Below are 12,495 nucleotides of genomic sequence, written 5' to 3'. Positions count from 1 at the left end.
GGCAACCACGCCCCACACCTACCGCCCCCCATTCAACTTGCGCCACAACGTCGTCTTGCTGATGCCCAACGCGGCGCAAGCCGCATCGCGATCGCCTTCGTGAGCCGCGAGCACCGCGCGGATTTCATCGGCCTCGACATGACGGCTGCGCTCGCGCAGCGTCAGCGCCGCCGGCTTCGCGCGCGCGATGGGCTCGACGACTTCCGGCGCGATCACGCGCAGCATGTCGCGCGTGACGAGCGCCGCGCTGGCATCCGTGCCCGCGTCGCTATCGGCGAGTTCAACCCCGATCCGCTCGATCACGTTCTGCAACTCGCGCACATTACCCGGCCACGCATAGCGCCGCAGCGCAGCACCCAACCCCTCGAGCATGCGCGCGGCGGTCTGCGCGTCGGGCACTCGCGCGGCCAGCCTCGGCTCGCGCGCGGCCGCCTGGCGCAACAGTTCGGCGGCGAGCGGCAGCAAGTCGTTCGGCCGCTCGCGCAGCGGCGGTAGCGCGATGCTGAGAATGTTGAGCCGGTAGTACAGATCAGCGCGGAAACTGCCGGCCGCGACGGCGTCGGTCAGCGCGCGATGCGTCGCCGCGACCACGCGGATATCGACGCGCATCGGCTCCGTCGACCCGAGCCGCACCACCTCGCGCTCCTGCAACACGCGCAACAGGCGGCTCTGCAACGGCAACGGCATCTCGCCGATCTCGTCGAGAAACAGCGTGCCGCGATGCGCGACCTCGATCAGCCCCGCCTTGCCGCCCCTGCGCGCGCCGGTGAACGCGCCTTCCTCGTAGCCGAACAGCTCGCTTTCGAGCAGCGCCTCCGGAAACGCGCCGCAATTGATCGCGACGAACGCGAAGTCGCGCCGCGCGCTCAACTGATGCATGCTCTGCGCGACCATCTCCTTGCCGGTGCCGCTCTCGCCGAGAATCAGCACGGTCGCGTCTGACCTCGCATAACGCGCGACCAGCGCGCGCACCCGTTCGATCGATTCCGACGCGCCGACGATATCGTCGAGCCGGTAGCGCGCGGTGAACTGCTGCACACGTTGCCGCGCGCGCAACGTGCGATCGAGCCGCTCGACCGCGCGCGATTCCTGAAACGTCAGCACGGTGCCCGGCGCCGCGCCGCTGCTCGCGAGCGGCCCGCGATGCACGACATAGCTCGCGCCGCGTACCGTGCAGAAGCTGTCGCCCTCCGCGTCGGGCAGACTGCCCGCGAGGTCGGGCGCGAGTTCGAGCAGCGCGCGGCCGACGGCCTTCGCGGGATCGATGCCGAGCACGCTCGCGAGACGCTGGTTCATCAGTTCGACGCGGCCTTGCGCATCGAGCGCGACCACGCCGTCGCGCAGATGCTGCAGCAACGTGTCGAGCCGCTGACGTCGCACGGTTTCGCGGCGCGTCGCCTGCGCGACTTCGAGCGCGGTGTCGAAGCCGGCCCGCACCGACGCGCGCGAATACAGAAACACCGCGTCCATGCCCGCGTTGGCGGCGAGATCGGTGACCATGCCCGGGCCGACCACGACGTCGATGCCGCGATCGCTGAGATCGAGCACGACGCTCTCGGCGTCCTGCGCGGACTGATACGACGCGAACGTGACGTCGAGCGCGTACGCGGCGGTGAAACGGCGCACTTCGTCGGGCGTGTCGCCGTGCGTGACGAGCGCGACGCGCGCCCCTTCGCGACGCGCGCGCGCGAGCGCATGCATCACGTCGTAGCCGGTCGGGCTGATGCGCACCACCGGCACCGACACGCGCGTCTTCAGATAAGCGCCATTCGAGCCGCCCGCTAGCACGACATCGGGCCGCGCGGAGCCTGCGCCTTCGATTTCGCGCACCGCGTCTTCGAACGCGTGCGACACGATGCGAACGTCCGCGCGATCCACGTATTCGCCGGCGATGTCGAAGAACAGATCGCGCAGGCGGCTGATGCTCAGCGCCCAGACGCGCGGACGCTGCGGCGGTTCGTAAAGAGAGGTGCTCAAGGTGGGCGGCTCGCGACGGCGGTTGGTTCGGAGGCTCCATTATGCGAGCATTCGTTCCCAATTTGAAATTGGCAGTTTCATTAATGAAATCGAGTGTGTGCGAGCCCGCGTGATTGGTTCGCCGCACTTGCGTCAAATCAGGCACTTAGCAGGCGGGGCGCGCGCTGGCCCGTTCCTTGCGTTCTAGGCAGCCCAGTCAAGGCAATGCGCCAAATTCCAATCCTTTCCCGGAGACAATCCAAATGAGCGAAGCAGACAACAGCACGCCGAACCCAGGCGCTTTCAAGCCGAAAAAATCCGTCGCGCTGTCGGGCGTGACCGCGGGCAACACCGCGCTGTGCACGGTCGGCAAGACGGGCAACGATCTGCACTATCGCGGCTACGACATTCTCGACATCGCAGGCGCGTGCGAATTCGAGGAGATCGCTTACCTGCTGGTCCACGGCAAGCTGCCCACGCAGGCCGAACTGACCGCCTACAAGACCAAGCTGAAGTCGATGCGCGGCCTGCCCGCCAACGTGAAGGCCGCGCTCGAATGGATTCCGGCCGCCGCGCATCCGATGGACGTGATGCGCACCGGCGTGTCGGTGCTCGGCACGGTGCTGCCCGAGAAGGACGATCACAACCTGCCCGGCGCGCGCGACATCGCCGACAAGCTGATGGCCTCGCTCGGCTCGATGCTGCTGTACTGGTATCACTACTCGCACAACGGCAAGCGCATCGAGGTCGAAACCGACGACGATTCGATCGGCGGCCATTTCCTGCATCTGCTGCATGGCGTCGAGCCGTCGAAGGCGTGGGTCGAGGCGATGCACGTGTCGCTGAACCTGTACGCGGAGCACGAGTTCAATGCGTCGACGTTCACGGGCCGCGTGATCGCGGGCACGGGCTCGGACATGTATTCGGCGATCACCGGCGCGATCGGCGCGCTGCGCGGCCCGAAGCACGGCGGCGCCAACGAAGCCGCGTTCGACATCCAGTCGCGCTACCAGACACCCGACGAAGCCGAAGCCGACATCCGCCGCCGCGTCGAGAACAAGGAAGTCGTGATCGGCTTCGGCCATCCGGTGTACACGATCTCGGACCCGCGCAACAAGGTCATCAAGGAAGTCGCGAAGAAGCTGTCGAAGGAAGCAGGCAACATGAAGCTGTTCTCGATCGCCGAGCGGCTCGAATCGGTGATGTGGGAAGCGAAGAAGATGTTCCCGAACCTCGACTGGTTCAGCGCGGTGTCGTATCACATGATGGGCGTGCCGACCGCGATGTTCACGCCGCTGTTCGTGATCTCGCGTACGGCCGGCTGGAGCGCGCACATCATCGAGCAGCGCATCGACAACAAGATCATCCGGCCGAGCGCGAACTACACCGGTCCGGACGACCTGCCGTTCGTGCCGCTGGCGAAGCGCGTTTGACGTGAGCCTGGAGCAGCCGCGCATCGCGCGGCCGCTCCGCTGGAAGCATCGATCAATCGCAAATCAGCAACCCGTCAGCAGCGAGCTAAACTACCTGCACTGACTGTCCGGCCGCGCGAGCGACGCGCTCCCGGAGGCCGCCGGCACACCGTCCGGCGGCCGATAACCGTCCTGTCCCTACGTCATGAATACTGCCAACCGCAAACGCCTTCCGGGCACCGAACTCGACTTCTTCGATACGCGTGCCGCGGTCGACGCGATCGAAGCCGGCGCCTACGACAAGCTGCCCTACACGTCGCGTGTGCTCGCCGAAAACCTGGTGCGCCGCTGCGATCCGGCGACGCTGACCGCTTCGCTCAAACAGATCATCGAACGCAAACGCGAGCTCGATTTTCCGTGGTTTCCGGCGCGCGTCGTGTGCCACGACATTCTGGGCCAGACCGCGCTCGTCGATCTGGCGGGTCTGCGCGATGCGATCGCCGCGCAAGGCGGTGATCCGTCGCTCGTGAATCCGGTGGTGCCGACGCAGCTGGTCGTCGATCACTCGCTCGCCGTCGAGTGCGGCGGTTTCGATCCGGACGCGTTCGCGAAGAATCGCGCGATCGAAGACCGCCGCAACGAAGACCGCTTCGACTTCATCAACTGGACCAAGCGCGCGTTCCGCAACGTCGATGTGATTCCGCCGGGCAACGGCATCCTGCATCAGATCAACCTCGAACGGATGAGCCCGGTCGTGCAGGTGAAGGACGGCGTCGCGTTTCCCGACACGCTGGTCGGCACCGACTCGCATACGCCGATGGTCGATGCGCTCGGCGTGATCGCGATCGGCGTCGGCGGCCTCGAAGCGGAGAGCGTGATGCTCGGCCGTGCGTCGTACATGCGGCTGCCCGATATCGTCGGCGTGGAGCTGAGCGGCAAGCCGGGCGAGGGCATCACCGCGACCGACGTGGTGCTCTCGTTGACCGAATTCCTGCGCAAGCAGAAGGTGGTCGGCGCGTACCTGGAGTTCTATGGCGAAGGCGCGGCGAACCTGACCTTGGGCGATCGCGCGACGATCGCGAACATGGCGCCCGAGTTCGGCGCGACCGCCGCGATGTTCTACATCGACGAGCAGACCATTCGCTATCTGAAGCTGACCGGCCGCGACGACGAACTCGTCAAACTCGTCGAAACGTACGCGAAACACACCGGCTTGTGGGCCGATACGCTGAAGCATGCCGAGTACGAGCGCGTGCTGAAGTTCGATCTGTCGACCGTGGTGCGCACGCTCGCGGGGCCGTCGAATCCGCATCGCCGCTTGCCGGTGTCGGAGCTGGCCGCGCGCGGCGTCAGCGGCAAGGTCGAGAACGAGCCCGGTCTGATGCCGGACGGCGCGGTGATCATCGCCGCGATTACGAGCTGCACCAACACGAACAATCCGCGCAACATGATCGCCGCGGGCCTCGTCGCCCGCAATGCGAACCGGCGCGGACTCGTGCGCAAGCCGTGGGTCAAGAGCTCGCTCGCGCCAGGCTCGAAGGCGGTCACGCTGTATCTGGAAGAGGCGGGGCTGCTGCCGGAACTCGAACAACTCGGCTTCGGCGTGGTCGCGTATGCGTGCACGTCGTGCAACGGCATGTCCGGTGCGTTGGACCCGGTGATCCAGAAGGAAGTGATCGAGCGCGATCTGTATGCGACCGCCGTGCTGTCGGGCAACCGCAACTTCGACGGCCGCATCCATCCGTATGCGAAGCAGGCGTTTCTCGCGTCGCCGCCGCTGGTGGTCGCTTATGCGATCGTGGGCACGATCCGCTTCGACATCGAAAAGGACGTGCTCGGCGTCGATGCGGACGGTCATGCGGTCACGCTGAAAGATCTGTGGCCGTCGGATGCGGAGATCGATGCGATCGTCGCGGCGAGCGTGAAACCGGAGCAGTTCCGCAAGGTATATGAACCGATGTTCGCGCTGTCCGCCGACACCGGCGCGAAGGCCGACCCGCTGTACGACTGGCGCGCGCAAAGCACTTACATTCGCCGTCCGCCGTACTGGGAAGGCGCGCTCGCCGGCGAGCGCACGCTCAAGGGCATGCGCGCGTTGGCCGTGCTCGGCGACAACATCACGACGGACCACCTGTCGCCGTCGAACGCGATTCTGCCCGACAGCGCGGCCGGCGAGTACCTGACGAAGATGGGCCTGCCCGAAGAGGACTTCAACTCGTACGCGACGCACCGCGGCGATCACCTGACCGCGCAGCGCGCGACCTTCGCGAACCCGACGCTGAAGAACGAGATGGTGATCGAGAACGGCCGGGTGAAGGCCGGTTCGCTCGCGCGCATCGAGCCCGAGGGCAAGGTCACGCGCATGTGGGAAGCGATCGAGACGTATATGGAGCGCAAGCAGCCGCTGATCGTGATCGCGGGCGCCGACTACGGCCAGGGTTCGTCGCGCGACTGGGCCGCGAAGGGCGTGCGGCTGGCGGGCACCGAAGCGATCGTCGCGGAAGGCTTCGAGCGGATTCACCGCACGAACCTCGTCGGCATGGGCGTGTTGCCGCTCGAATTCAAGCCGGGTGTGAATCGCCTGACGCTCGGCATCGACGGCACCGAGACCTTCGACGTGATCGGCGAGCGCAAGCCGCGCGCCGATCTGACGCTGGTGATTCATCGCCGCAACGGCGAGCGCGTCGAAGTGCCGGTGACGTGCCGGCTCGATACGGCCGAAGAAGTGTCGATTTACGAAGCCGGAGGCGTGCTGCAGCGTTTCGCGCAGGACTTTCTCGAGTCGGCCAGGGCGGCGGCTTGATGGTTTGAAGCGAGTTTTGCACTGAACGTCACAGCAGAAGAGGGCGATGCGGCTTGATACGCCGCATCGCCCTTCCTCATCAAAGAACAGGTCACATCAGGACACTTTCATGCACTCACCACAGATCAGGATTCCGGCCACCTACATGCGCGGCGGCACCAGCAAGGGCGTGTTTTTCCGTCTGCAGGATCTGCCCGAGGCCGCGCAACGGCCGGGCGCCGCGCGCGATGCGCTGCTGATGCGCGTGATCGGCAGTCCCGATCCGTACGGCAAGCAGATCGACGGGATGGGCGGCGCGACGTCGAGCACCAGCAAGACCGTGATCATCTCGCGCAGCAGCCGGCCCGATCACGACGTCGACTATCTGTTCGGTCAGGTGTCGATCGACAAGGCGTTCGTCGACTGGAGCGGCAATTGCGGCAACCTTTCGGCCGCGGTGGGACCGTTCGCGATCAGCGCGGGCCTCGTCGATGCGAGCCGCGTGCCGCGTGACGGCGTCGCGATCGTGCGGATCTGGCAGGCCAATATCGGCAAGACGATCATCGCGCATGTGCCGATGACCGATGGCGCGGTGCAGGAAACCGGTGACTTCGAGCTCGACGGCGTGACCTTCCCGGCCGCCGAAGTGCCGCTCGAATTCATGGACCCGGCCGCCGACGAAGAAGGCGCGGGCGGCGCGATGTTTCCGACCGGCAACCTCGTCGACGACCTGGAAGTGCCCGGCGTCGGCACGCTGAAGGCGACGATGATCAACGCGGGCATCCCGACGATTTTCGTCGACGCCGAAGCGATCGGCTACAAGGGCACCGAGTTGCAGGACGCGATCAATAGCGATGCGAAGGCGCTCGCGATGTTCGAGACGATCCGCGCGCACGGTGCGTTGCGCATGGGGCTCATCAAGAATCTCGACGAGATCGCGACGCGCCAGCACACGCCGAAGATCGCGTTCGTCGCTAAGCCGGTCGACTACGTGGCGTCGAGCGGCAAGCCGGTGCGCGCGGGCGACGTCGATCTGCTGGTGCGCGCGATGTCGATGGGCAAGCTGCATCACGCGATGATGGGCACGGCGGCGGTCGCGATCGGCACTGCGGCGGCGATCGCCGGCACGCTCGTCAACCAGGCGGCGGGCGGCGGCGAGCGCGAGTCGGTGCGCTTCGGGCATCCATCGGGCACGTTGCGCGTCGGCGCACAGGCGAGCCTGAAGGACGGCGAGTGGGTCGTCACGAAGGCGATGATGAGCCGCAGCGCGCGCGTGTTGATGGAGGGTTGGGTGCGGGTGCCGCAGCCGTCGCATCCGCCGCTGTGAACCGACGCGTCATCTACAATGGCCGCTCGAGACGGCCGCTCCCAAAACGACTCCCAGCGGCCGGCTCAGACCCGACGCAGAGGAGGCACGATGCAGAACAGGCTGGACGCCGACGCAACGAATTCCGCCGGCGCGGCGCGCGATAACGCGCGTGCCAAACGCGCGGTGCTCGTGATCGCGATTGCGCAATTGCTCGGCACCTCCTTGTGGTTCAGCGCGAACGGCGCGATGGGCGATTTGCAGATCGCGTGGCAATTGAGCGCGTCCGGTATCGGCTGGCTGACGAATGCGGTGCAGGCCGGCTTTATCGTCGGGACCTTGCTGTCGGCGACCACCGGACTCGCGGATCGCCTGTCGGCGAGCAAGGTGTTCGCCGTCTGCGGCGTGCTCGGCGCGACCCTGAATGCGCTATTCGCGCTGTGCAGCAGCGGCCTCGCGTCGGCGCTCGTGTTTCGCTTCGGCGTGGGCGTCGCGCTCGCGGGCATCTATCCGCTCGGCATGAAACTGCTCGTGACGTGGGACCCGCGCCGCGCCGCGCAGACGCTTGCGTTGCTCGTCGCGATGCTGACGCTCGGCACGGCGTCGGTGCATGCGATTCGTGCGTTGCTGTCGGGCGTGCCGTGGCAAACCGTGGTGCTCACCTCGTCGGGGCTCGCGGTGATCGGCGCGCTGCTGGTGTTCGTGCTCGGCGAGGGACCGCACGCGCGGCGCGCGGGCAACCGGCGCTTCGGTCTGTCGGCGGGCGTTGGACAGGTCGTGCGCATCAGCGAGTTTCGCTCGGCCGCGCTCGGCTATTTCGGTCACATGTGGGAGTTGTACGCGTTCTGGACGCTGACGCCTCTGCTCGTGCAGCGCGCGTTCGCGAGCGGCGCGCCGGCGGCACCGGGCACCGTCGCCTTGTGGTCGTTCCTGATCATCGCGATCGGCGCGCTCGGCTGCCTGTTCGGGGGCAGGCTCAGCCAGGCGGTCGGCAGCGCGCGCACCGCCGCGCTTGCACTATCGATATCGGGCACGCTGTGCGCGATTTATCCGCTGACCACCGGGCTCGGCACCGCCGCGCAGCTTGCGCTGCTACTCGTGTGGGGCATCAGCGTGATCGCCGATTCGCCGCAGTTTTCTGCGCTGTCCGTGAAGGCCTGTCCCGCCGACAAGATCGGCGGCGCGCTGACGCTGCAGAACAGCTTCGGCTTTTTCCTGTCCGCATGCTCGATCCTGTGGTCGACGAGCGTGTTTCACGCGCTCGACGTGCGCGTCGCGTGGCTGCTGCTGCCGGGGCCGATCATCGGTCTGATCGCGATGTCGCCGCTGCTGCGCAAGCACCCACGCTGGTGACGCTCGCGGCGCGTTACTTGCCGCCGTGCTTTTCCTGCCAGCGCCGCATGAACGCGATCTCGTCGTGCTGCGCCTTGATGATGTCGCGCGCGAGTTTCTTGATCTCTGGGTCCTTGCCGTATTTCAACTCCGCCTGCGCCATCTCGATCGCGCCCTGGTGATGCGGAATCATGTGCGCGACGAAATCCCGATCCGCGTCGCCGGTGTATTCGGGGGCGCTCATGTCATGCATCATGCGATCATCGGCGGCCTTGAAGGCTTGCGTCGATGCGCCCGCGTCCGCATGCGCCGAATCCTGCATATTCATGCCGGGCATGCCCTGATGTTGCGCGTGAGCGGGCAGAGCCGCCGCCGCGAATGCCAAACCGCCGAACACACAGAGAGCGCGCGCCGCGCGAAGGTTTTTCATATTCGATTTCCGTTGTTGAAGAGAGTGGCGACGTGATCCGCGCGATTCTAACGGTCACGTCGGACATCGTGGGGCTTCCCACCCTGGTAAGGTCAAGCGAAGGTAAAGCAATGCACGCCTATAATGAAATGTCACCGGATCACCAATCCAGCATCATTGGCAGCATCACTCACTCGACGAGGCTGACCGTATGTACATCGCGATGAACCGCTTCAAAGTGGCGCCGGGCTCCGAGGACGCCTTCGAGCATCTGTGGACCACGCGCGACACCCATCTGAAAGAGGTGCCGGGCTTCGTGGAATTCCATTTGCTGAAGGGACCGCGCAAGGACGATCACGTGCTCTATTCGAGCCATACGATCTGGCGCGACCTGGCGTCGTTCGAGGCATGGACCAGGTCCGACGCGTTTCGCGCCGCGCATCGCAGTGCCGGTAACGAAAGCCGCATACTGTATCTCGGCCACCCGGAATTCGAAGGCTTCGAGGTCATCCAGACCGTCAAATAGCGCAGCGTCGCGGGCATGGCGCATGCGCGTCCGACACCTATCACGCATCACTCATCGAGGAACGAAAAACATGAAAGCCGTCAGAATCGGTTCGCCCGCCACCGTCGATAGCCTGCAGGTCGTCGATCTGCCCGATCCCGGTCAGCCCGGGGCCGGGCAGATTCGCGTGCGCATTCGCGCGAGCTCGTTGAACTACCACGACTACGGCGTCGTCAGCGGCAATCTGCCGGCCGAAGCGGGCCGCATTCCGATGGCCGATGGCGCAGGCGTCGTCGAAGCGGTCGGCGCGGGCGTGCGTGAGTTCAAGCCCGGCGATCATGTCGTGTCGTGTTTCTTCCCGCACTGGGAAAACGGCTCGCCCGCAGTCGGCGATTTTTCGACCACCCCTGGCGACGGCATCGACGGTTACGCGCGCGAAGCCGTCGTGCTGCCGAGCCACTACTTCACGCACGCGCCGGCCGGCTATAGTCACGCCGAAGCGGCGACGCTGACCACGGCGGGGCTGACCGCGTGGCGCGCGCTGGTCGTCGATGGTCAGTTGAAGGCGGGCAGCAGTGTGCTGGTGCTCGGCACCGGCGGCGTGTCGATATTCGGCTTGCAGATGGCCAAGGCGATGGGAGCTTCGGTGATCGCAACGTCGTCGTCGAATGCGAAGCTCGCGAAGCTGCGCGAACTCGGTGCCGACCATACGATTAACTATCGCGACAATCCCGAGTGGGGCAAAGAGGTGCGTCACATCACCAACGGGCGCGGCGTCGATCACGTGATCGAAGTGGGCGGTCCAGGCACGCTTCCGCAGTCGATCACCGCATGCCGCATCGGCGGGCATATCGCATTGATCGGCGTGCTGACCGGCCGCTCGGGTCCGGTGCCGACCGCGCAACTGATGGCGCGGCAACAGCGTCTGCAAGGGCTGATCGTCGGCAGCCGGCAGGATCAGATCGACATGGTGCGCGCGCTGGAGACAACCGGCATCAAACCGGTGATCGACAGCACGTTCGAGCTGGACAAGCTCGCCGACGCGTTCCGGCACGAGGCATCGGGTGCGCACTTCGGCAAGATTTGCGTGGCGATCTGAGGATGGAATGCTCGCGCGCCGCCGGGCATGGCGCGCGACCGTTCTAGCTCAAGAGTGCCTCGCGAGGTCCGCGAAACAGACTCGCGTCGCCTCGCAGGCCTGCGTGAACCCTTCGTCGTAACTCGTGAAAAACACCGTGCGCGTCGTGCCGAGCGTTCTGAACAGTTCCGCGAGCACCGTGCGCGCGGACGCGTCAAGTCCGCCGGCAGGTTCGTCGGCGATCAGCACTCGGGTGTCGCCGAGCGCGGCCGCCGTCAGAAACACCTTTTTGCGGCTGCCATACGACATCTGCTCGAAGCGTTTGTCCAGATGCGGCGCGAGGCCGAAGCGTTCGGCGAGCGCGAGCACGTCGTCGGTCAGCGCGGTGTGTCGCGCCGACGCGATCTGCCGCAGATAATCGCGGCCGGTCTGATCGGGCCAGCTCATGCTGTCTTCCGGCACGTACGTGAGCAGCGCTTGCGCGGCATGCGGCGCGGTACGCAGCGAATGGCCGCCGATCCATACGTCGCCGCTATCGGCTTCGAGCGCGCCGGCGAGGATGGCGAGCAACGTCGATTTGCCGCTGCCGGATTCATCGTTTAACGCGACGCAGCCGGACGTCGTGTCGAAGTGCAGTCCTTCGAACAGGACTCGGTCGCTGTAGCGCTTGCTGAGGTTGTCGAATCGAAGCATGGGTTGGCGCGCAAAGGGCGATGTGAACGCGGTGCAGGATTGCGCCGCATTTCGTGCGGGTAATTTCGCGCCAGTGTAGCAGCGCGCGCCTGCTTCTTTTGCGCCGTTACGCAGCCGGCGATGTCTCCAGCAAGAACTCCACCATCCGATCGCATACGCGTTCGAACATCTGTGTGCCCGTCACGGTCGGGCAGCCGCGCGCGCGTGCCGCGTCGATCAGCGGCGTGAGCGGCGGCTTCGTGACGACATCGCCGACGAAAGTCGTGGCCGGCAAGCGCGCGACGTCGATCGGCAACGGATCGCCCGCGCGCATGCCGAGCGGCGACGCGTTGACGACCACGTCGTACCTGGTCAATTCCAGTTCGGCCGCCGCGCCACGTGCCGTGCCGCGGCCGAGCGCATTGAGCCGCGCGGTCAGCGACCCGGTGCGTTCGACGTCGTTGTCGCGCACGTCGAGCGAGCCGACGCCGCTCCGAATCAGCGCATGGCCGATCGCCGAGCCCGCGCCGCCCGCGCCGATCAGCAGCGCGCGTTTGCCCTGCAACTCGCAGCCCGCGGCGACGAGCGCCGCGACGAAGCCGGTGCCGTCGAACATGCCGCCATGCCAGCCGCCGTCGGCGTTGCGGCGCAGTGTGTTGACCGCGCCGAGGAACGCGGCTTCTTCGGCGAGCGTCGCGCAATAGCTGGCGGCGCTGAATTTGTGCGGCACCGTGATGATCACGCCGTCGACATTGCGCATCGGCGCGATGCCCGCGAAAAACGCGGGCAGATCGGCGGGCGCGACGTGCGCGGGCACCACCAGCGCATCCCGGCCGGCCGAACGCAACGCGGCGGTCACACCGGACGGCGAACGCACCTGCGCAATCGGATCGCCGACGATGAAATACACGCGCGTCGCGCCGCTCAGACCCGCGTCGAGCGACGCCGCGAACGAAGAGTTTCCAGCCTGCTGCATAGTCGAATCTCCTGAGATGGGTGCCCGTTCGCATCGTGCCCGATGCGGGGTTCGATGTGTTGCAGTT

The 12,495-nt window shown here is 66.2% G+C and carries 10 protein-coding genes; 6 read left to right on the top strand and 4 right to left on the bottom strand.

Annotated elements, in window-relative coordinates:
- Positions 1–18: 18 nt before the first annotated feature.
- A complete protein-coding gene (gene prpR / locus QFZ91_RS34715) occupies positions 19–1,977 on the bottom strand; it encodes a propionate catabolism operon regulatory protein PrpR (RefSeq protein ID WP_429569993.1) in 1,959 nt (652 codons plus the stop codon).
- 242 nt (positions 1,978–2,219) lie between these two features.
- Here prpR and prpC point away from each other — a divergent pair, with 242 nt between their 5' ends.
- The 4 genes from prpC to QFZ91_RS34695 all read left to right on the top strand — a co-directional run bounded on the left by prpC (position 2,220) and on the right by QFZ91_RS34695 (position 8,809).
- Complete coding sequence (prpC, locus tag QFZ91_RS34710) at positions 2,220–3,389, top strand: bifunctional 2-methylcitrate synthase/citrate synthase (RefSeq protein WP_429569992.1); 1,170 nt, start codon at positions 2,220–2,222, stop codon at positions 3,387–3,389.
- 184 nt (positions 3,390–3,573) lie between these two features.
- Positions 3,574–6,171, top strand: a complete 2,598-nt coding sequence (gene acnD / locus QFZ91_RS34705) for a Fe/S-dependent 2-methylisocitrate dehydratase AcnD (RefSeq protein WP_429569991.1) — start codon at positions 3,574–3,576, stop codon at positions 6,169–6,171.
- A 109-nt stretch (positions 6,172–6,280) separates the two neighbouring features.
- Positions 6,281–7,477, top strand: coding sequence for a 2-methylaconitate cis-trans isomerase PrpF (prpF, locus tag QFZ91_RS34700; protein WP_429569990.1), 1,197 nt, complete (start codon positions 6,281–6,283; stop codon positions 7,475–7,477).
- A 90-nt stretch (positions 7,478–7,567) separates the two neighbouring features.
- Positions 7,568–8,809 carry an MFS transporter gene (locus QFZ91_RS34695; RefSeq protein WP_429569989.1) on the top strand — a complete coding sequence of 414 codons (1,242 nt, stop codon included), beginning with the start codon at positions 7,568–7,570 and terminating at the stop codon, positions 8,807–8,809.
- Between the two features lie 13 nt (positions 8,810–8,822).
- Here QFZ91_RS34695 and copM read toward each other — a convergent pair whose 3' ends face one another.
- Positions 8,823–9,218 carry a CopM family metallochaperone gene (copM, locus tag QFZ91_RS34690; RefSeq protein WP_429500198.1) on the bottom strand — a complete coding sequence of 132 codons (396 nt, stop codon included), beginning with the start codon at positions 9,216–9,218 and terminating at the stop codon, positions 8,823–8,825.
- Positions 9,219–9,408: 190 nt separating this feature from the next.
- On the opposite strand from copM, the gene QFZ91_RS34685 reads away from it, so the two are divergent.
- Together QFZ91_RS34685 and QFZ91_RS34680 are read left to right on the top strand one after the other, a co-directional pair.
- Positions 9,409–9,723 carry an antibiotic biosynthesis monooxygenase family protein gene (locus QFZ91_RS34685; RefSeq protein WP_429569988.1) on the top strand — a complete coding sequence of 105 codons (315 nt, stop codon included), beginning with the start codon at positions 9,409–9,411 and terminating at the stop codon, positions 9,721–9,723.
- A gap of 70 nt (positions 9,724–9,793) precedes the next feature.
- The gene (locus QFZ91_RS34680; protein WP_429569987.1) at positions 9,794–10,801 is read left to right on the top strand and encodes a zinc-dependent alcohol dehydrogenase family protein; all 1,008 of its coding nucleotides are present in this window, start codon (positions 9,794–9,796) and stop codon (positions 10,799–10,801) included.
- 48 nt (positions 10,802–10,849) lie between these two features.
- Here the strand turns inward: QFZ91_RS34680 and QFZ91_RS34675 are convergent, their stop codons facing one another.
- Both QFZ91_RS34675 and QFZ91_RS34670 read right to left on the bottom strand, forming a co-directional pair.
- On the bottom strand, positions 10,850–11,473 hold the full coding sequence (locus QFZ91_RS34675; protein WP_429569986.1) for an ABC transporter ATP-binding protein: 624 nt from the start codon (positions 11,471–11,473) through the stop codon (positions 10,850–10,852).
- 106 nt (positions 11,474–11,579) lie between these two features.
- Positions 11,580–12,428 (bottom strand): shikimate dehydrogenase family protein, encoded by an 849-nt coding sequence (locus QFZ91_RS34670; RefSeq protein WP_429569985.1) that lies wholly within the window; start codon positions 12,426–12,428, stop codon positions 11,580–11,582.
- Positions 12,429–12,495 lie beyond the last annotated feature (67 nt).

The sequence above is a fragment of the Paraburkholderia sp. JPY419 genome (genome assembly GCF_050435705.1).
Lineage (GTDB): Bacteria > Pseudomonadota > Gammaproteobacteria > Burkholderiales > Burkholderiaceae > Paraburkholderia > Paraburkholderia youngii.
This window is presented reverse-complemented; position numbering and strand designations above follow the sequence as displayed.